The following is a 20,272-nucleotide window of genomic DNA, read 5'->3' on the forward strand; positions in this document are numbered from 1 at the left end:
CGTTCGTGCTGTTCCGGCGCTGATCTGTCATACGCCGGTAACATGCCGGTGAGTATGATGAGGCAACGGAATCCGGCCACGACGCACATGTACAAATCCAGGAAACGCCTGCTGATCCTCGACGCGGACGGCACCACCATCGACGCCTTTTCCGCCATCGAAGCGGCCTTTTCGCGGCATGGGCTGGACATCGGCGACGAAGCCCGGTTCCAGAAGCGCCACAACCTGTTCAAGTACCTGGGCGGGCTGAAGGAATTCCCGTCGATCATCAAGAAGAACCTGCGCAAGAACAGCCGGGCCAGGCTCGTCGACAGCCTCACGGAGGTCTATCGCCAGGAAGCGACGATGTACGAAGGCATTCCCGACCTCGTGCGGGAACTGGTCGCCGCGCCGGACGTCGTCGTCGGCATGGTCACGCGCAACATCACGAACGAACCGCTGGAGACGCTGCGCCAGCTGTTCCAGCGCCACGACATCGACATCAATGCGCTCGACTTCCTCGTCCACATTCCGCTCTCGGAAAAGAAGACGAGCCAGTTCCGCGCCATCCGCGAACAATTCGGCATCAATCCGGCGCGCGCCTACGTGTGCGGCGACGAGCACAAGGATTTCACTGCCGCGATCGGCTCGGGCATGCACCCGTTCATGGTGTCGTACGGCTTCGAGGACTACGACCGGCTCACGGAGAAATTCGAGATTCCCCACGAGCTGATTTCGCGTACGTCCGGCGAACTGTGCCAGCGCATCCGTCATGCGCTCGACCTGGGCAAGGGCCGAGGCGGACCGGTCAGTACGCGTACCAGAACAGCAGCGCGCTGACGACGCCGAACATCCAGTAATCGACGGGCGCACCGGCGAACCAGCGCTTGTGCCAGGGAACCAGTTCGCGCTTGAAGCGGCGCCAGCCGAAAGCGGGATTGACGACGAACCACAGCCAGTCCTCGACGATCCAGAACAGCATCACGGCGCCCAGCGCGCGCGCTTCCAGCTGCAACGACCACTGGCCCATGAAGGCCAGCGGGAAGTGAAAAATGACGCCGATGAAGGAAAACATCCACGCGTGGTAGCCGGTCAACGCGCGGCCGCCCCAGAAGATGTCGAGCAGCGGATGCTCTTCGATGCGCCAGGTGGGCAGGTTCGCGGCCCAGCCGGCCTCGCCTTCGATCTCGACTTCGACGCGGGCAAAAAAATACGCGGCAACGACGATGGCGGCCAACGTCGCGACGAACTGGCCGGCATGGGAAAGTTCAAACACGGGCATCGATGGGTTCGGTCTGCTTCAGGATGGCCGCCAGCACGGCGCTCGCGGCATGGGGACGGCCCAGCGCGAGGGCGCGGGTACGCATGGTGTCGAGTTCGGCCGGATGGGCCATCAGGTAGCGCACGCGGTATTCCAGCGACGGCGCATCGAACGCTTTCATCGCGGCGCCATGTTCGAGCAGGAAATTGGCGTTGCGTTCTTCTTGCCCGGGAATCGACGCATTCACGATCATGGGCAGGCCCAGCGCCAGGCACTCCGCCGTCGTGGCGCCGCCCGGCTTCGTGATGGCCACGTTGGCGCAGGCCATCAGGCGCTCGACCTTGTCCGTAAAACCCTGCGGCACGAGCCGCCCCGGGTACGCGGCCGCCAGGCGTTGCAACGCCGCCAGTTCCGCGGCATTGCGACCCGCCAGTGCGATCAACTGAAACTGACCGGGGATCGCCAGCAGGCGCTGCGCCAGCGTGGACAGGCCGCCCAGCCCCGCGCCGCCGCCCATCAACAGGAAGGTCATGCGGCCGGGATCGATGCCGAGTTCGCGTGCACACGCGGCGCGGTCCGGCCGGCACATAAAAGCCGGCATGACCGGGATGCCGGTGACGTGGATGCCGTCGCGCGCGATGCCGTGTTTTTCCATCAGGAACGCCACTTCGTCGTTGCCCGCGAAATAGCCGGCCATGTGCCGGTGCACCCACATGCGGTGCAGGTCGAAGTCCGTCACCTGCACCCACACGGGGCAGCGCAGCATGCCATCGGCAACCTCGCGCGACAGGATCTCGGCCGGCAGGAAATGCGTGCAGACGATGGCATCCGGGCGCAGCTCGGCGATTTTCGCCAGCAGCGGCGCGCAATCGCGCCGTTCGATGCGGCGCCGCAGCCGGTGCGCCCAGCCGTCCGGCGCGGCCGTGTTGGTGGTGTCGTAGACCCAGCTCCACACGGCGGGTGCGCGCCGCACGAGCATGATGTAGAGGTCGGCGTAGACCTGGCGCAGGCGCGGCGTCGCGTAGGCGGTCGCGTCCAGGTGGATGACCTCGGCGATGCCGGGGACGGCGCACGCGGCGGCACGGATCGCCTCGGCGGCGCGCGTATGGCCGGCGCCCGCCGGCACGCTCAGCACGAGGATGCGCTTGCCCGCCCTGCCTTCGTCCATCCAACGCCCACCCATCGCGCTCGCCTTGCCGTGCATATTGATGAGGGCAATGTAGCGGTTGAATATGACGGTGCCGTGACGACGCGTGCGCCCCTTGCCAAGCGCGGCGGTGCACGCGATCATGGGCCCATGAACCCGCTCAACCTACCCCGCACCTTTGCCCGACTGGCCGGCCTGGCCCTGTTGCTCGCGAGCAGCGCCTGCCGCAGCGATGCGCCGCAGGTCCCCTCCACCGCCACGGGCAGCGCGCCCGTGCTGGCACGCATCGAGGCCGAGCGCGGCGCTGCCGCCTGCGATACGGACGATCAATGCCACACGATCGGCGTGGGCCACAAGGCCTGCGGCGGTCCCGAACGCTACCTCGCGTGGTCCAGCAAGAACAACGACGGCACGCGCCTGCGCGCGCTCGTGGCCGAACACGCGGCCGCGCGCCAGGCCGAGGACACCAAGAAGGGCATGATGTCGACCTGCTCCGTCGTCCCCGATCCAGGCGCGACGTGCGCCGCCGGCCAGTGCGTGCTGCGCGCCACGAACAACGGTCCCGGCGGGATGGCACCCGTCGCCCGCTGATACTTCATCACAAACGACAAAGGCCGCGGCATGCACCGCGACCTTTGTCTTTCGGGCCGCTTGTGGCGGCCCATGGTCGAGCTGTAACCCGACGATTACTCGACCTTCGCCTGCTTGTTGCCGGCGTTCTGGAACAGCGGGATCGGATCCGTCGTGTCGACTTCGACGATCGTCGTGCCGACCGTGGCGCCGCCGGTCACGTAGGCGACCGAACCCAAGTGACGCTTGCCGGTCGCGAGACCGGACCACGACAGCGCCACCGATGCCGTGCCGCCCAGGGCGACCTGGGACGGTGCGACGGCCCTGAAGTTGCCGCCGGTGACGCCCGGGCTCAGCACCCAGGTCGACAGCTTGTACGTGGCGCTGCCACCGACCGGATCGTAGCCGACGACGCACACCTTGTACTCGCCTGCCGGCGGGTTGGCCAGCGTGACCATTTCGTTGGCCGTCTGGCCGCCGCTGGTGCCGACGACGGTCGTGCCGCGTGCCACCACCAGGTCCAGGTCGGACAGGCCGTTGCCGGTGCCGACCGTGTCGCTGTCGTACAGCGCGAAGCGGGCGGTCGTCGTGCCGGCCGGGATGGTGACGGTATGCACGTTCACGCCCGTGCCGCCGCCGCCCGTGCAGACGCTGTTGGCCGTGTTCGTCGCCGTGACGACCGTCGAGCTGAACTGGGTGGCCGGGATCAGGCCGGCCTTGGCGAGGGACAGCGAGCCGGCGTAGCCGGTACCGATGGTGACGACCTTAGTGCCGGACGTCGCTTCGCTCTGCACCGTGGCCGGTACGGCGATCGTCGAGGCGCGCGCCGTCAGCGGGCTGCGCACGGTGTGCGTGCCGTCGCTCCAGGTCAGCTTGCCGTACACCCACGTGTTCATCGGCGCGCTGGTGCGGGTCAGCTTGACGGTGTACGTGGCGCTGGCGCCCGGCGCCAGGTTCAGCGTGGCCGGCTGCACGTCGACCGTATAGCCCGGCAGCGTGGTGCTGACGTTGTACGTCGCCGCGCTGCCGCCCACGTTCTTCACCGTGCGGGTCAGCGTCTGGATGCCCAGCACGTTGGCGGCCGTCAGCGACGGCAGGTTCAGGTTGTACGGCTGGATCGAGCCGACGGCCGGGCAGGTGCCCGGGCTGAACACGTTGGTGATGCCGAGGCCGCACAGGAAGCGCGCGTAGTCGATCGTGGCCAGGTCGTACACGAGGCCCGGATCGACGGCAGTGGACGGCGCCACGTGGCCGGCCCCCTGGCCCCACGGCAGTGTGCCGGTCGTGCGGGCCGTGCTGTCCCAGGATACCGAACCGTTCAGGCCATCGTCGAAGGTGTCGTACGCGGTCGTCATCAGGGCCGACTTGATCATCGCCGGCGTCCAGTCCGGATGACGCTGTTTCAGCAGCGCGGCGATGCCGGCCACGTGCGGCGACGCCATCGAGGTGCCGGTGTAGAACGCGAAGTCCTTCGACGGTGCGGGTGCGCCCGCGGCGACCGCGTCGCGCTGGGCCTTGGTCAGGTCGGCGCTGACGGCCGCCAGGATGTCCGTGCCCGGCGCGGTCACGTCCGGCTTCATGATGTTGGCGTTGGCCACGTTCGGGCCGCGCGACGAGCTGCTGTTCATCTGCGGTGCCACGATGTTCGGATCGACGATGCCGCGCAGGTTGTTCAGCGCCGCAGTGGCGCCCGGGGTCGAGGCATAGTAATCCTTGACCTTCTGGCCGTCCGCGGCCGTGATGTGCACGGTCGAGATCGAGTGCGCCTGGTTCAGGATCGTCGCCGCGCTGGTCGGCGTGTTGGCGATGATGACGCCGACGGCGCCGGCCGTCTTGCCGTTCGCGCTCTTGTTGACGAGCACGTTGCTGCCGCGGTCGCAGACGAGGATCTTGCCCGTCACCTTGGCCGGGTCGAGGTACGTGGTCGGACCGTCGGCCGGCCCGAAGCACAGGTTCAGGCTCGGGTCGGCCGGATCGACGCCCGCCAGGCCGGCATCCTTGGCGAGGATCAGCGGCGACGACGGCGTGTTGGCATTGCCGGACGCGCCGGTGACGGTCACGCCGTTGCCCAGCGCGACGTCGCCCGCATACGTGCGGTTATGCGTCGAGTTGCCGACCGTGGTGAGCCACGGGCTGATGTGGGCGACCGGTGCCGTCGCCGGACCGGAGTTGCCGGCCGATGCCGCCACGAACACGCCCGCCGCGGCCGCGCCGAGGAAGGCGACTTCGGTCGGTTCGTTGAACGCGCCGCCGCCGGCGTTCGGGCCGATCGAGAAGTTGATGACGTTCACGCCATCCTTCACCGCCTGCTCGATCGCGGCCACGCTGTTCGAGGTGGCGCAGCCGTTCAGGCCGGTGCCGCCGTCGGTCCAGCAGACTTTATAGGCGGCGATGCGGGCGCGCGGCGCCATGCCGGTGATCTTGCCGAGGGAGACGCCGCTGGCGCTGGCATTCACGTGCGCGTTGCCGCCGGCCGTGCTGGCCGTGTGGTCGCCGTGGCCGCCATGGCCTTCCGCGCCGGCGACGGAGTCGCGCGCCGACAAAAATTCGGTCCAGTGCAAGGTCTGCGTCGGCTGCTTGAAGTAGCGCGCGCCGATCAGCTTGTTGTTGCAATCGGTGACGGCGAAACCTTCGCCGACCTGGCAGATGCCCTTCCAGGACGCCGGCGGGGCATCGTAGGCGAGCTTGGTGCCGTCGCGGCTCGGATTGCCGTTCGCGTCGACGCGGTCGGCGAAGCTGTCGTGCTCCGGCCAGATGCCGCCGTCGACGATACCGATGATGATGCCTTCGCCGGCCTTGTCCTGGCCGCCGAGCTGGTCCCACAGGCCGCCCGGCTTGTCCAGGCCGAGGAACGTCGGGGTATAGCTCGTGTCGAGCTGCAGGATCGAGTCGGCCGAGATGCTGGCGACGCCCGGGTTCTTCTTCAGCGCGCGGACCTCGGCGTCGGTCAGCATGGCCGAGAAGCCGTTGAAGACGACCTTGTATTCGTTGGTGACCTGGGCCTTGTTGACGGTGGACAGGACATCCGCCTGCTTCGTCTCCAGGTAGGTGATGTAGTTCTGGACGCTCGTCGCGTCGACGTTCAGGCGCTGGCCGGTGGCGGGCTTGGTCGCCGTGAGGCCGCTGACGCCGCCGTCATAGGTGGCGACCGGCTTGTCGGCCAGCTGGACGATGTACGAGCGGCGGACTTCGCCGTCGGCATAGGCGTGGGTGGCCGCCGCGACGGTCAGCGCGAACAGGACGGCCGAAGTGATGGGACGCAGTTTCATGGTCGATACCTCGGCGGCTTAGGCGTTGTTGGACGAAGGAGCGGATTTGCGGCGGCGCGACAGGAGCGCGCCCATGCCCAGGCCGATCAGCGCGAGGCTGCCCGGCTCCGGCACTTCGGCCAGTGCGAGGTTGTCGATGGCGAACTGCGCCTGGTAGATCGACGGATCGGAATTGTCGGCCGCGACGGTGCAGCCGCCGATGCCGTCGAACAGGCAGGCGTGGATCGTCAGGCTGGTCAGCTCGGCGTAGCCGAAGCCGGCCGGCAGCGTGGCGGTGTCGAACAGCGGGTTGCCGTTGTTGTCGAGGCCCGGGAAGTCGAGCGCGTAGCCGAGCGTGCCGCCGTTCGCGAACGTGCCGGTCAGCAGCAGTTGGCCATACGAGAAATTCGGCAGGCCGCCGAACGGGGCAACGAAACCGAAGTCGAGGCGACGCAGGCTGAACTTGCCGCCGTCGTCCTTCTTGATCGTGACGCCGCCGTCGTTCAGGCCCAGGTAGGAATGGCTCGTGTTGTTGGTCGGACAGCCGCCCAGCCAGCAGGAGGTCGGGTCCATGCCGTTGACGAGCAGGCCGACGACGCCGCTCGTGCCGCCGTGGTTGTCGATGGCTTGCAGCGTGTAGCCGGCCTCGCCGAGCGTGTCGCCGTCCACGTAGATGCCGTCGGGGCTCAGGGATTCGAAGTTCACCACGGACGCCATGGCAGGTGCCGTGCCCAGCAGGGCAAGCGCGGCGGCTGCACCCAGGACCAGTTTATTCAGCCCGGATTGGGCAGGGGAAACGCAAGAAGTCGGATTGGTTGTCATGTCTCTCGCCTTGAAATGGAAGCACCGATGGGTATCGGGCCTACGTGTTTTTTTACCAACTACACGACTTTCCAATGTAGCAAGAAAACAATATTTATTCGTAAAAAATTATCCGAATTAACTATTGTGCTCAATGTTTGATATTGAACAAAATTTGGATTTCCCTATGAAAACAGCGATGTCGAAACGCAAGAAATTGTCGTTTTTTAATTACAATTCATTGCAAATAGAAAAATTGCTAGACATGCATTTTTGCTTGTGCTAACTATTTTACAATGTATCCGCGTGGAAATAGATTCTATATGTGCAACTGGATGTGGACGCGCCTTTGCCAAGAACCATTTCAGTCCTAGCAAATGTTCATGCTTGATTGAAAACTTGGGTACAAACGGTTGATACCAGTTGGTTGCTCACGGGCCACAAACGTTCGCTGGAGACACGCTGACAGAGTATGATTACGCTTCCCCGAAGCAGACTCGAGAGACCTATCCAGGATGAATGTTCCCGCGCACACCGATGCTTTGTTCCGTCAGGCCGAACGCGGCGTGCTGCCGCTCGGTGAACTGTTCCAGGGTGCGCAGACGCTGGTCGAACTGGGCATGCAGCAGGAAGCCATCCGGTTGTACGCTACCTGGATCGAGCACACGGCCTCCCCGGCCGCGTATGCCGCCTGCTTCAACCTCGCTGTCGCGCGCGGCAACGTGGGCGACGATGCGGGCGCCGCCCGCGATTACCTGAAGGCGATCGAACTCGCCCCCGGCTTCGTCGAGGCGCGCCTGAATCTCGGCACGCTGTACGAGCGCATGAACCGGCCCGATGACGCGCTCGCCGCATGGCAGGGCATCCTCGCCGACATCCCGGACCTGGCCGCGAAACCGGCGCTGCACGTGCAGGCCCTGAACAACCTGGGCCGCCTGTGCGAGATCCGCAAGCGCCTGCCGGAAGCGCTGGACTATCTCACGCGCAGCCTCGAACTCGCCCCGGACCAGCCCAAGGTCATCACCCACTGGGTGCACCTGCGCCAGAAGCTGTGCGTGTGGCCCGTCTACGAAGCGTTCGGCGCCGTCACGGTGGAAGAACAGCGCCGCCACACGTCGGCCCTCGCGATGCTGGGCGCGTCGCCGGATCCGGCCGAGCAGCTGGCCGCGTCGCTCAACTTCGTCGAGCGCAAGGTGCATGCGGCGCCCGAGCAGCTGGCGCCGCCCGAGGGCTATGCCCACAGGCGCATCCGCATCGGCTACCTGTCGTCCGACCTGTGCTCGCACGCGGTGTCGATCCTGACGGCCGAACTGTACGAGCTGCACGACCGCGCGCGCGTCGAGGTCTACGCGTTTTCCTGGAGCCGCGAAGACAATTCGCCGCTGCGCGCGCGCGTGGTCGGCGCGATGGACCACTACATCCGCATCGACAGCATGACGGACGAGGAAGCGGCGCGCTGCATCCGCTCGCACGAGATCGACATCCTTGTCGACCTCCACGGCCTCACGCTGGGCGCGCGCGCCGACATCCTCGGCTGGCGTCCCGCGCCCGTGCAACTGACGTGGCTGGGCTTTCCCGGCCCGACGGCGGTGCCCGGCATCGACTACGTGGTGGCCGACGACTTCGTGCTCCCGCCGGCGCTGGAACCGCATTTCACGGAACGGCCGCTGCGCATGCCGCACACGTTCCAGATCAACGACCGCCGCCGCGCCATCGGCCCCACGCCCACGCGCGCCGCGAACGGCCTGCCGGAAGGCGCGTTCGTGTTCTGCTCCTTCAACAGCAATTTCAAGGTCACGCCCGAGGTGTTCGACAGCTGGATGCGCATCCTGACGCAGGTGCCGGACAGCGTGCTGTGGATGGTGGCCGACAGCGACGCCACCCGCGCCAACCTCGTGCGCGAGGCCGAGGCGCGCGGCGTGGCAGGCAGCCGCCTGCTGTTCGCGGGGCGCGTGGCGCCGGCCGATTACCTGGCCCGCTTCCGCCTCGCCGACCTGTTCCTCGACACGAATCCGTTCAACGGCGGCACCACCGCGAGCGACGCCCTGTGGGCCGGCCTCCCGGTGCTGACGTGGGCCGGCCAGACCTTCTGCTCGCGCATGGCGGGCAGCCTGCTGTGCGCGGTCGGCCTGCCGGAACTCGTCACGCACGCGCTGGAAGACTACGAGGCGCTGGCCATCGCCCTCGGCAACGACCGCCCGCGCATGGACGCGCTGCGCGCGCGCCTCGCGGCCAACCGCGACGCGAGCCCGCTGTTCGACACGCCGCGCTTCGTGCGCGACTACGAAGACCTGCTGGCCACCGTCGTCCGGCGCCCGGCCGGCGTCGACCCCGTGGACGAGCCGACCATCGCCCGCCTGCAGGAAGTGCCGGCCCCCGCGCAACTGACCTTGCAGCAGGAAAGCATGCTGTCGCTGCTGCGTCCCGGCATGCACAGCATCGTCGAAGTGGGCGGCGCGACCCTGGCCCAGGCCTGGCGCGCACGCGCACCGAACTCGCACTATATCGCCATCAGCGCCGCCGGCGGCGCCTCCGGCGACTGGAGCACCGCCGCCATCGAGCGCGACGCCGAACGACTGACCGACGCCGACTGGCAGCAGCTGGCCGCGGCCCAGTGCTGGCTGTTCCCGGAAACGCTGGAACGCCTGCGCGACCCGTGGGCCTTCCTTGCGCGCCTGCGCCGCCAGGCGCTCGGCCCGGTGGAACTGGTCGCGTGCGTCAACAACGGCCAGCACTGGCTGCTGCAGACGCTGCTCGCCGCGGGCAACATGCCGGACCGGCGCAACCTGCACCTGCTCACGCGCGCATCGCTCGCGGCGCTGCTGGCCGAACACGGCTTCACGCTCATCGCCATGACGACGGTGAACGCGCAACAGCCGCCGCCGGCGGTGCTGGACGCGATCCGCGCCCTGGCCGCGGCCAGCGGCGCCGACCCTGAACTGGCCGTGCAGGACGCCCTGCCCTACCAATACCTGGTGCGTGCCATCGCCGCCTGATCAGCCGAGCCGCACGACGTCGATCGGGTCCGGCAGGAAGCGGGCATAACGCCCCATCGACGCGAGGATGGCATCGTGCGCCAGTTCGAACCGGTACTCGACGTCGTCTTCCGCCACCCGTTGCGCGCCGAAGCGCTCGTGGAACGTCCACACGCTGCGATTGTCCTTGCGGACCTCGAAATGCGCATTGCGAAAGCCGAGATGGTCGAGCGCATACCGGTAGACGATCAGCGCCGATTCGATCCCCACATAGGTAGGAGCACCGTCGGCGACGATCCAGCTCCCCCAAGAAAAGCTGTCGCCGACGGCGTTGTACAGCCGCACGGTGCCGACCGGCTGGCCGGCACCGCCCGCCTCGTCCTTCAGGCAGATGATGAAATAAGCCTGGCTGCCGTCCGTCTTGTAGCGCTCGATCCAGGCGGCCTGCCTGGCCACGTCGGCGTCGACCGCCGACAGGTACGCCGCCTTTTTGGGATCGAGCCGCAACGACAGGATATAGGCCGCATCGGCGACCTCGACCTCGCGCAGCACGAGCTTGTTGCCGACCAGGCGGGCGGCGGGTTGGATGGTTGGTTGTTCGCTCATGACTCCCCGTATGAACTTGATGGACGAAGGCATGATTACACACAACAATCGCCATAGGAATGACATGGTTGCAATCAAATTGCCCTTCTGAAAACCAATCGCAAAATTGTGCCAACTATTGGTTGCTCACGGGCCACAAAATTTCGCTGAAAACAGGTCAACAGAGTATGATTACGCTTCCTTTGCGATCGGCAGGACGACGTTCGGCCTCTTCGAAACACACCATGCAAACGAATCAAATTCCCGTCATCACGGTGTCGTACAACTCGCCCGACCTGATCGAGGCGCTGCTGCGCACCTTCCGCCAGTTCTATTCGAACAAAGTGTACGTGATCGACGGCTCGCGTCCCGAGGTCGCGACGCAGATCGGTGCCATCGCCGCACGTTTCCCGGACGTCGAGTTCATCCCGTTCGGCTACAACATCCACCACGGTCCCGGCATGACCTGGGCCGTGCACAACCTGAACCTGCAAGGCCAGGCGCTGTTCCTCGATTCGGACGTCGAGATCGTCAAGGACGGCTTCCTCGAAACCCTGCAGGCCGAGCTGGAGCCGGGCATGTGGGGCGTCGGCAGCACCCAGCGCGTCAACGAGCGCGGCTACGACGAGCCTGACGACGGGCCCATCCACTACCTGCACCCGGCCTGCATGCTGGTCAACCTGGACGTGATGCGTCAATGGCCGCTGCCGATCAAGCACGGCGCGCCGAACATCCAGACGATGCTGGCGCTGAACCACAGCGGCAACGCCCACCTGTACAAGCACGTGCAATGGGTCCGCGAAGATTTCGAAGGCCGCACGACGCCGCACTACATCAAGCACCCGTGGCAGGGTACGGTCAAGCGCACCGGCGGCTACCACTACGACATGCCGGCGCCCGACGGCAGCGTCGATCCCTATCTGCTGCATTTCGTGCCCACCGACGCCGCCAAGGTGATCGACGTCGGCTGCGGCAACGGCCTGTTCGCCAAGGCCTACCGCGCCCGCCATCCGATCTGCCAGTACCTCGGCGTGGAACTCGATCCGCAACTGGCCGACCAGGCACGTCCGCATTGCGATTTCGTGTTCAACATGGACATCACGAAGCCGACCAGGCAGTTCGACACCTACGCGGCCGGAGCCGATTGCTGGATTCTCGGCGACGTGCTGACCAGCCTGCCCGATCCGTGGGCCCTGCTGCGCGACATCCGCCGCCGGAGCGCGCCGGGCACCCGCGTCGTCGTCTCGGTGCGCAACGCCCAGCACTGGAGCGTGCAGGCCCGGCTCGCCGTCGGCGACCTGCATTACCGCGACGACACGCCCGTGCGCCCGCACGACCTGCGCCTGTTCACGCGCGCCACCTTGCTCGACCTGCTGCGCCAGACCGGCTTCGAACTGGCCACCGGCTCGCCCGAGGTGCGCGACGAGCCGGCGCGCGAGCAGTGGCTGCCGGCCATCCGGGCGCTCGCCGCGGCCGGCGGCAACGATCCGGAGCAGGCGGCGCAGGACGCGCTGGCGTGGCAGTATGTGTGCGTCGCGACGCTCGTCTGAATCCAAACATGCAGGAGAATTCCATGTCCCGTTCCCCCTCCGCCCACGTCCATGACGGCGCCACCGTCGCCGCCGATGCGCAACTGGGCGACTTCGTCGTGGTCTACGCCGGCGCCGCGATCGGCACCGGCTGCCGCGTGCGCGGCTTCACCCAGGTCTGGCCCGGCGTGCGGCTGCACGAGGGCGTCGACCTCGGTCCGGGCGTCACCATCGAGGCACCGGACGGGGACGGCAGCGACGTCGTGATCGGCGCCGGCACCCGCATCGGCGCCGGCGCCCTGCTGCACCGGGGCGTGCGCATCGGCCAGGGCGCCGAAGTCGTGGCCGGGGCCGTGGTCACCCATAACGTGCCGCCGTACGCGATCGTGGCCGGCGCGCCGGCACGCGTGGTCAACTACGTGCAGCAGGCCGAACGCAAGCCGGCGGCCGAGTGGCACACCATCACCACGCCGCCAAAAACGCCGTCGGCCGTGCGCCTCGGCGTCGGCGACGTGACCTTGCACCGCTTCAAATTCGTCGGCGACCCGCGCGGCGACCTGTCGGTCGGCGAGTTCATGCGTGAAATCCCGTTCATGCCGAAACGCTACTTCCTGGTCATGAACGTCCCCAACGACAAGACCCGCGGCGAACACGCGCACTACAAGTGCCACCAGTTCCTGGTCTGCGTTAAAGGCAGCTGTTCGGTGGTCGTCGACGACGTGGCATCCCGCTGCGAAGTGCGCCTCGACGCGCCGGACATCGGCCTGTACCTGCCGCCGATGACCTGGGGCATCCAGTACAAGTATTCGAGCGACGCCGTGATGATGGTGTTCGCGTCGGATTATTACGAAGCGGAAGACTACATCCGCGACTATGACGAATTCGTCGCCGCCAAACGCCGCATGGGCGACAGCGGCGCCCTTCCTGTGGAGCACGCATGAGTATTCCCTTCCTCGACCTGAAGGCCATCAACCTCGAGCAGGAAGACGCCATCGAACAGGCCATGCGGCGCGTGCTGCGGTCCGGCTGGTACGTCCTCGGCAAGGAAGTGGAAGCGTTCGAGCAAGCCTATGCCGCCTGGTGCGGTACGCGCCATGCCATCGGCGTGGCCAACGGGCTGGATGCGATCTTCCTCGTGCTCAAGGCATGGGGGGTGGGCCCGGGCGATGAAGTCATCGTTCCCAGCAATACCTATATCGCCACCTGGCTGGCCGCCTCGCATTGCGGCGCCACGCCGGTCCCGGTGGAGCCGGTGGCGGGCACGTACAACCTCGATCCGGCCCGCGTGGAAGCGGCCATCACGGCGCGTACCAGGGCCATCGTGCCGGTCCACCTGTACGGCCAGTGCGCCGACATGGAGCCGCTGATGGACATCGCACGCCGTCACCACCTGAAGGTCGTCGAGGACGGCGCCCAGGCGCACGGCGCGCGCTATCGCGGCCGGCGCGCCGGTACGCTGGCGCACGCCGCCGCGTTCAGCTTCTATCCCGGCAAGAACCTGGGCGCGCTGGGCGACGGCGGCGCGATCACGACCGACGACGACGCACTGGCACGGCAACTGCGCGCGCTGCGCAACTACGGCTCCCAGAAGAAATACCACAACGAATCCATCGGCTTCAATTCGCGCCTGGACGAGCTGCAGGCGGCGATCCTGTCGGCCAAGTTGCCCGTGCTGGACGACCAGAACGCCCGGCGGCGCGCGCTGGCGGCGATCTACGATGCCGAGCTGGCCGGCATCCCCGGCCTCGTCCTTCCCGTCGTGCCCGAGTGGGCCGAACCGGTGTGGCACCTGTACGTCGTGCGCCATGCACAGCGCGACGCGCTGGCCAAGGGGCTGGCCGAGGCCGGCATCGGCACGCTGGTGCATTACCCGATCGCACCGCACCTGCAGCCCGCCTACGCCGATCTCGGCATGACCGAGGGCCGGTTCCCGATCGCCGAGGCCATCCATCGCGAGGTGCTCAGCCTCCCGATGGGCCCGACGATGACGGCGGCGCAGGCGGTCGAGGTCGCGCAGGCGGTACGGCGCATCGCCGCGGCGCTGTGAACGGCGCCATCCCGTACTTTTTCTCACGAACGACAACGAACTCCGATCTCCATGACGCTTCCCAAAGTCAGCATCGTCATCCCGTCGTACAAGCCGGAGCACTTCGAACAATGCCTGCGCTCGGCCGTCGGCCAGACCTACCCGAATATCGAAATCCTCGTCAGCGACAATTGCCCGACCGAGCAAATCCGCGATATCTGCGCACGCTTTCCCGAAGTAATCTACCAGCGCTGCTCGGTGATCCGCGGCGATAACATCCACGCCGCCTTCTTCTCGGGCAAGGGCACGTACATCAAGCCGCTGTTCGACGACGACATCCTGCATCCGTTCTGCGTCGAGCGCATGGTGGCCGCGATGACTGCGCATCCGCGCGTGCAGATGACGTTCTCGGCCTCGCAGGTCATCGACGCCAACAACCTGCGCGTGGAAACCCGCCGTGCGTTCGAGGCCAGCGGTTCGATGACGGGCCTGGAACTGCACCGCAGCATGGTCCTCGGCATGCGTAATTTCGTCGGCGAATTCTCCACGGTGATGTTCACCCGTCAGAAGCTGTGGGAAATCGGCCACCACCGGCTGTTCGCGCTGGCCGGCCACGACTGCACCCGCGGGCTGTCCGACGTGTCCGCGTACTGCAACCTGGTCGAGGGCGGCGACGTGTTCTACCTCGACGAGGAACTGAGCTACTTCCGCCGCGATCCGCGCCTGCAGTCGGAATCGAATCCGGCCGTGAACAAGAATTTCGGCTACTGCTTCTCCGACTACTTCGACCTGCTGCTCGCGTCGCATCGCCTGGGCGTCGTCGGCACGCAGGAGCTGCTGGACAAGCGCGACCAGGTGCACACCGCCTACCTGCAGCTGCGCGGGGTCTTCTTCCAGATCGAGGAAGCCTGGCAGCGCTACGCCGCCTACACGGAGAGCCTGACCGCATGACGTCCCTGCCCCCCTTCTATTGCATCAGCCACAAGGACCCGGGCTGGCCCCTGCCGCCGTTCCTGACGCTCGTCGGCACCGGGGGCTACGTGCCGGAGCGCGGCATCGGCATGAGCGTGCACGCGCCGCAGCTGGCCTACAAGAACATGAAGCTGGGCGAATACGCGGCACTCTTCATGATCCGCCGCCTGCTGGAAGAAGCGCATGCCGACGGCTTCGTCGGCGTCTGCCATTACCGCCGCTACGCCCTGGTCGCCGAGATCGGCGAGCTGCGCGGTTTCAACTACCACGCGCACCCGAGCGAACTGCAGGACCTGCCCATCGAAGCGTTCATCGGCGACGGCACGACCCCGATCATCTCGGCGCCCATCAATTTTCCCGGCACGGTCATGCAGCAGTACTCGGCGAACGCGGTCGGGCGCGACCTGCTGATGTTCTTCGGCGACGCGGTCGACTGCGGCGTGATCGACAGCGACGAGGCGATCAACTTCCTGTCCGGCACCAGCTTCATCACGGCGGGCAACGTGGGCTACATGCCGGTCGCGTGGTTCGTCGAGACCATGCGCCAGCTCGAAGGCGTCGTGGCACGCTTCGCCCACAACCATTACGTCCGGCGCGAAGGCTACGAAGAACGTACGATGGGCTTGTGCTGCGAACGGCTGCATGGCCTGCTGCTGCGCAAGAAGGCATTGGAATACGGTGCGGACAAGGTGATCACGCGTCCCCTGACGGTGCTGACCGAGACCGGTCGGCTGAACTGAAACGGCAAGGAGATCGGATGAAAGCAGTCATCCTCGCGGGCGGCCTCGGCACCCGCATCAGCGAAGAAACCTCGGTCAAACCGAAACCGATGGTGGAGATCGGCGGCAAGCCCATCCTCTGGCACATCATGAAGGGCTATTCCACGCACGGCGTGAACGATTTCGTGATCTGCTGCGGCTACAAGGGCTACGTGATCAAGGAATACTTCGCCAACTATTTCCTGCACACGTCCGACGTCACCTTCGACATGCAGAACAACCGCATGGAAGTGCACACGCGCAGCGCCGAGCCGTGGAAGGTGACCCTGGTGGACACCGGCGACGACACCCTGACCGGCGGCCGCCTGAAGCGCGTGCGCGACTACGTGCGCGACGAAGAGGCGTTCTGCTTCACTTACGGCGACGGCGTCTCGAACGTAAACATCACGGAACTGATCGATTTCCACCGCGCCCACGGCAAGCTGGCCACGCTGACGTCCGTCCAGCCGCCGGGCCGCTTCGGTGCCCTCAACCTGCAGGGCGACGAGATCACCAGCTTCCAGGAAAAACCGCAGGGCGACGGCGCCTGGATCAACGGCGGCTTCTTCGTGCTCTCGCCGCAGGCCATCGACTACATCGACGGCGACGCCACCACGTGGGAGAAGCAGCCGATGGAAGGACTGGCGCGCGACGGCCAGATGCGGGCCTTCTTCCACCACGATTTCTGGCAGCCGATGGACACCTTGCGCGACAAGATGCACCTCGAAGAGCTGTGGAAATCCGGCCGCGCGCCCTGGAAGACCTGGGAGTGATCATGTTCGGCGACATCTACCGCAACAAGAAGGTCCTGGTCACGGGCCATACGGGCTTCAAGGGTTCCTGGCTCGTCATGTGGCTGCTCAAGCTGGGCGCGCGCGTCGCCGGCCTGTCCGACGGCATCCCGACCCAGCCGTCCATCTTCGAGGAGACCGGCCTGGCCGGGCATATCGAGCACCACCTGGGCGACGTGCGCGACCTGGCCGCCGTCCGGCGGGTCCTCGCCGATTTCCAGCCCGACTTCGTGTTCCACCTGGCCGCGCAGCCGATCGTCTCGACGTCGTACAGCGATCCCGTGGACACGATCACGACCAACGTCATCGGCACCACCAACGTGCTGGAAGCCCTGCGCCTGCACGACCGCCCCTGCGTCGCCGTGATGATCACGTCCGACAAGTGCTACGAGAACGTCGAGTGGCTGTGGGGCTACCGCGAGACCGACCATATCGGCGGGCGCGACATCTACAGCGGCTCGAAGGGCGCGGCCGAGGTGGTCATCCACGCGTACTACTGGTCGTTCTTCCGCGCGCCCGATTGCAAGGTGAGGCTGGCCAGCGGCCGCGCGGGCAACGTGATCGGCGGCGGCGACTGGGCCAAGGACCGCATCGTCGTCGACTGCATGCGCAACTGGTCGGAAGGCCGCAAGGTCGAGATCCGCAGCCCGCAGGCGACGCGGCCATGGCAGCACGTGCTGGAGCCGCTGTCGGGCTATCTCGCCCTGGGCGCGGCGCTGCACGAACGCCCGGAACTGTCGGGCGAAGCCTTCAACTTCGGACCGCGCGCGGAACAGAACCGCACCGTGCTGGAGCTGCTGGGCGACCTGTCGCGCCACTGGCAGTTCGCGAGTCCCGAACAGGCGTACGAGGTCACCGGCAATATCCCGTTCCACGAGGCGGGGCTGCTCAAGCTGAACTGCGACAAGGCCCTGTTCCACCTGCGCTGGGAAGCGAACCTGAACTACGAGACCTGCGTGCGCCTCGTCAGCGAATGGTATTACCGCTACTACCGCGAGCAGGCCGACATGCACGCGCTGACGCTCGCCCAGATCGGCGAATACGAAGCGCTGGCCGCGGCGCGGGGGCTGGCATGGACGCGCTGACGCCCTGCACGCTCACGCCGCTGGCGCGTATCGCCCACCCCAAAGGCGACGTGTACCACGCGATGAAGGCGACCGACCCGGGCTTCGCCGGCTTCGGCGAGGTCTATTTCACCACCGTGCATCCGGGCGTGACGAAAGGCTGGAAGCAGCATACGCGCATGACCATGAACCTCGTCGTCGTCGCGGGCAGCGTCACGTTCCACCTGCACGATGCCGGCACCGGCCGCACGGCCTCGCACACGCTGGGCGACGCCAGCTATGGCAGGCTCACGGTGCCGCCGGGCTGGTGGATGGCGTTCACCGGCACCGGGGACGGGACGAACCTGGTCTGCAACATGGCCAGCATCCCACACGATCCGGCCGAGGCAGTCAACGTCGACCTGGCCGCGTACCCGCTCGCATGAAGATCCTGCTGACCGGCGCCCGCGGACTCCTGGGAACGGCCATCGGCAAGGCGGCCGCCGCGCGCGGCTGGCACTGCGCGCCGCTGGCACGTCCCGCGCTGCCGGACGCCCCGGCCTACCTGCCCGCCGAACTCGCCGCCGGCTGGGATCTCGTGATCCATGCCGCCGCCAACACGAACGTCGAGCAGTGCGAGCTCGACCCGTCCACCTGCTACCGCGACAACCTGCTGCTGACCGAACTGATCGCCACCGCGTGCGCGCGCGCCGGCACGAAGCTGCTGTTCGTCTCCAGCACCGGCGTGTACGGCGCCCACGGCACCGCGCCCTGGCGCGAATACGACGCCGTGCGGCCGACCACGCACCACCACCGCAGCAAGATGCTGGCCGAGGAACGCGTGCTGGCCGCGAGCCCGGACAACCTCGTCGTCCGCACCGGCTGGCTGTTCGGCGGCGCGCCGGACATCCCGAAGAATTTCGTCGCCCGCCGCATCGACGAGGCCCGCGCCGCGCTGGCGAACGGCGCGACGATGCGTTCGAACGTCCAGCAGCGGGGCGTGCCCTGCTTCAGCGGCGACGTCGCGGCGCGCATGCTCGACCTGGGCGCGAGCGGCCTCGCGGGCGTCTTCAATTGCGTGAACGGCGGCTCGGCGTCGCGCCACGAGTACGTGCAGGCGATCGTGCGCCTGGCCGGCTTCGATCTCGAGGTCGGTCCCGCCGACGCCGCATCGTTCAACCGCAAGGCCAACGTCTCCGACAACGAAATGGCGGACAACTGGAAATGCGACCAGCTGGACTGGCCGGCCATGCGCGACTGGCGCGCCGCCCTCGCCGCCTATCTCGAGGGCGAACTCGCCCCTTACCTCGCAGCGAACTGACATGGAAACCATCGATATCGTCATCCTGGGCGCGGGCATCGCGGGCCTGGGCGCCGCGCTGCGCGCGCGCGAATTGAACCGCCAGGCCGTCGTCTTCGAGGCGCGCGACCGCGCCGGCGGCCTGCTCGACAACTTCACGGTCGACGGCTTCCGTTTCGACCACGCCGTGCACCTGTCGTTCGCGAACGAACCGGAAGTACGCGCGATCTTCGACCGCACGCCGTATCTCACGCACCCGGCCGATTCGTATTGCTGGGATGACGGCTACTGGCTCAAGCACCCGGTGCAGAACAACCTGTATCCGCTGCCGCCGGAACAGCGCGTGGCCCTGATCAAGTCCTTCCTCGCGCGTCCCGACACGCTCGCGCACGACGATTACGAAAGCTGGCTGCGCCACCAGTACGGCGACGCGATCGCCGAACGGTACCCGCTGCGCTACACGCAGAAATACTGGGCGGTGCCGGCCCGCGCATTGTCCACGACGTGGATCGGCAACCGCATGCGCCGCGCGGAACTGGACGAGATCCTGTTCGGCGCCCTGACGGGCGATACGCCGAACACGTATTACACCAAGGAGATGCGCTACCCCGTCGCGGGAGGCTACAAGGCGTTCATCCAGCCGCTGCTCGATGCCGCCGAGATCCGCACGGGCCACGCCGCGACAGGCATCGACACCGCGGCGCGCACCGTGACGTTCGCGAACGGCGCGACGGTGCGTTACCGGCAGCTCGTCAGCACGCTGCCGCTGCCGGTGCTCGTGCGCCTGGCCGGTGACGTCCCGGACGACGTGCGCGCGGCCGGCGCCGGCCTGCACGCCACGTCGATCGACCTGGTCTCCGTCGGGTTCGACAAGCCGCTCGTGAAGGACCTGTGGTTCTACATCTACGACGAGGACATCGCCGCCAGCCGCGCCTATTCGCCGTCCGTGAAATCGCCGGACAACGCGCCGCCCGGCTGCAGCTCGCTCCAGTTCGAGATCTACAACTACGACACGGGCAGCGCCCATGCGCCCGACGCGCTCAAGGAGAACACGGTCTACGCGCTGCGCAAGATGGGCATCGCGACGGCGGACGACATCGTCGTGCTCGACCATCGCCGCCTCGCCTACGGCAACGTCATCTTCGAGCAGGGAATGGAAGAACGGCGCGCCCGTGTGCGCGCCTGGGCGGGCGCGGCGGGCATCGCCACGTGCGGCCGGTTCGGCGAGTGGGATTATTTGTGGAGCAACCAGTCGCTCCTGAGCGGCTACCGCGCCCTGCCTTGAGG

18 protein-coding genes are annotated in these 20,272 nt (G+C 66.9%); 13 read left to right on the forward strand and 5 right to left on the reverse strand.

Features of this window, described 5'->3' with window-relative positions; genetic code table 11:
* Positions 1–87: 87 nt before the first annotated feature.
* Positions 88–819 carry an HAD family hydrolase gene (locus tag ACEN9G_RS08980; protein WP_413386449.1) on the forward strand — a complete coding sequence of 244 codons (732 nt, stop codon included), beginning with the start codon at positions 88–90 and terminating at the stop codon, positions 817–819.
* On the opposite strand, the gene ACEN9G_RS08985 is transcribed toward ACEN9G_RS08980, so the two are convergent.
* Both ACEN9G_RS08985 and ACEN9G_RS08990 read right to left on the reverse strand, forming a co-directional pair.
* A complete protein-coding gene (locus ACEN9G_RS08985) occupies positions 788–1,255 on the reverse strand; it encodes a hypothetical protein (protein WP_413341381.1) in 468 nt (155 codons plus the stop codon). The genes ACEN9G_RS08980 and ACEN9G_RS08985 overlap by 32 nt on opposite strands.
* On the reverse strand, positions 1,248–2,408 hold the full coding sequence (locus ACEN9G_RS08990) for an MGDG synthase family glycosyltransferase (RefSeq protein WP_483127734.1): 1,161 nt from the start codon (positions 2,406–2,408) through the stop codon (positions 1,248–1,250). The genes ACEN9G_RS08985 and ACEN9G_RS08990 overlap by 8 nt, the downstream gene beginning before the upstream one ends.
* A gap of 129 nt (positions 2,409–2,537) precedes the next feature.
* Here ACEN9G_RS08990 and ACEN9G_RS08995 point away from each other — a divergent pair, with 129 nt between their 5' ends.
* Positions 2,538–2,978 carry a hypothetical protein gene (locus tag ACEN9G_RS08995; protein WP_413341383.1) on the forward strand — a complete coding sequence of 147 codons (441 nt, stop codon included), beginning with the start codon at positions 2,538–2,540 and terminating at the stop codon, positions 2,976–2,978.
* Between the two features lie 95 nt (positions 2,979–3,073).
* Here the strand turns inward: ACEN9G_RS08995 and ACEN9G_RS09000 are convergent, their stop codons facing one another.
* Both ACEN9G_RS09000 and ACEN9G_RS09005 read right to left on the reverse strand, forming a co-directional pair.
* Positions 3,074–6,226: a S8 family serine peptidase gene (locus ACEN9G_RS09000; protein ID WP_413341386.1), complete on the reverse strand. Its 3,153-nt coding sequence runs from the start codon at positions 6,224–6,226 to the stop codon at positions 3,074–3,076.
* Between the two features lie 18 nt (positions 6,227–6,244).
* Positions 6,245–7,027, reverse strand: a complete 783-nt coding sequence (locus ACEN9G_RS09005) for an NF038120 family PEP-CTERM protein (protein WP_413341388.1) — start codon at positions 7,025–7,027, stop codon at positions 6,245–6,247.
* A gap of 494 nt (positions 7,028–7,521) precedes the next feature.
* Between ACEN9G_RS09005 and ACEN9G_RS09010 the strand changes: the two genes are divergently transcribed.
* Complete coding sequence (locus tag ACEN9G_RS09010) at positions 7,522–10,002, forward strand: O-linked N-acetylglucosamine transferase, SPINDLY family protein (protein ID WP_483126583.1); 2,481 nt, start codon at positions 7,522–7,524, stop codon at positions 10,000–10,002.
* On the opposite strand, the gene ACEN9G_RS09015 is transcribed toward ACEN9G_RS09010, so the two are convergent.
* Positions 10,003–10,587, reverse strand: a complete 585-nt coding sequence (locus tag ACEN9G_RS09015; protein ID WP_413345299.1) for a GNAT family N-acetyltransferase — start codon at positions 10,585–10,587, stop codon at positions 10,003–10,005. It abuts the gene before it with no gap.
* A gap of 224 nt (positions 10,588–10,811) precedes the next feature.
* Between ACEN9G_RS09015 and ACEN9G_RS09020 the strand changes: the two genes are divergently transcribed.
* Genes ACEN9G_RS09020 through ACEN9G_RS09065 form a run of 10 tightly spaced genes read left to right on the forward strand, consistent with a single transcriptional unit; the run spans position 10,812 to position 20,270 of the window.
* Positions 10,812–12,116 carry a bifunctional glycosyltransferase/class I SAM-dependent methyltransferase gene (locus tag ACEN9G_RS09020; RefSeq protein ID WP_483126584.1) on the forward strand — a complete coding sequence of 435 codons (1,305 nt, stop codon included), beginning with the start codon at positions 10,812–10,814 and terminating at the stop codon, positions 12,114–12,116.
* A 23-nt stretch (positions 12,117–12,139) separates the two neighbouring features.
* Positions 12,140–13,036 carry a WxcM-like domain-containing protein gene (locus ACEN9G_RS09025; RefSeq protein ID WP_483126585.1) on the forward strand — a complete coding sequence of 299 codons (897 nt, stop codon included), beginning with the start codon at positions 12,140–12,142 and terminating at the stop codon, positions 13,034–13,036.
* Complete coding sequence (locus tag ACEN9G_RS09030; RefSeq protein ID WP_413339397.1) at positions 13,033–14,142, forward strand: DegT/DnrJ/EryC1/StrS family aminotransferase; 1,110 nt, start codon at positions 13,033–13,035, stop codon at positions 14,140–14,142. The genes ACEN9G_RS09025 and ACEN9G_RS09030 overlap by 4 nt, the downstream gene beginning before the upstream one ends.
* A gap of 51 nt (positions 14,143–14,193) precedes the next feature.
* On the forward strand, positions 14,194–15,072 hold the full coding sequence (locus ACEN9G_RS09035) for a glycosyltransferase family 2 protein (RefSeq protein WP_413339399.1): 879 nt from the start codon (positions 14,194–14,196) through the stop codon (positions 15,070–15,072).
* Positions 15,069–15,833, forward strand: a complete 765-nt coding sequence (locus tag ACEN9G_RS09040) for a hypothetical protein (RefSeq protein ID WP_413339401.1) — start codon at positions 15,069–15,071, stop codon at positions 15,831–15,833. The genes ACEN9G_RS09035 and ACEN9G_RS09040 overlap by 4 nt, the downstream gene beginning before the upstream one ends.
* Before the next feature lie 17 nt (positions 15,834–15,850).
* Positions 15,851–16,624 (forward strand): glucose-1-phosphate cytidylyltransferase, encoded by a 774-nt coding sequence (gene rfbF / locus ACEN9G_RS09045; protein ID WP_413339402.1) that lies wholly within the window; start codon positions 15,851–15,853, stop codon positions 16,622–16,624.
* The gene (gene rfbG, locus ACEN9G_RS09050; protein ID WP_413386427.1) at positions 16,585–17,727 is read left to right on the forward strand and encodes a CDP-glucose 4,6-dehydratase; all 1,143 of its coding nucleotides are present in this window, start codon (positions 16,585–16,587) and stop codon (positions 17,725–17,727) included. The genes rfbF and rfbG overlap by 40 nt, the downstream gene beginning before the upstream one ends.
* Positions 17,715–18,131, forward strand: coding sequence for a polysaccharide biosynthesis C-terminal domain-containing protein (locus ACEN9G_RS09055; protein ID WP_413339406.1), 417 nt, complete (start codon positions 17,715–17,717; stop codon positions 18,129–18,131). Before rfbG ends, ACEN9G_RS09055 begins: the two co-directional genes overlap by 13 nt.
* Positions 18,128–19,006 (forward strand): SDR family oxidoreductase, encoded by an 879-nt coding sequence (locus tag ACEN9G_RS09060; RefSeq protein WP_413339409.1) that lies wholly within the window; start codon positions 18,128–18,130, stop codon positions 19,004–19,006. Before ACEN9G_RS09055 ends, ACEN9G_RS09060 begins: the two co-directional genes overlap by 4 nt.
* Before the next feature lies 1 nt (position 19,007).
* Positions 19,008–20,270: a protoporphyrinogen/coproporphyrinogen oxidase gene (locus ACEN9G_RS09065; RefSeq protein WP_413339411.1), complete on the forward strand. Its 1,263-nt coding sequence runs from the start codon at positions 19,008–19,010 to the stop codon at positions 20,268–20,270.
* The last annotated feature ends 2 nt before the right edge of the window (positions 20,271–20,272 follow it).

It is taken from the genome of Massilia sp. Masssp94 (assembly GCF_059491305.1).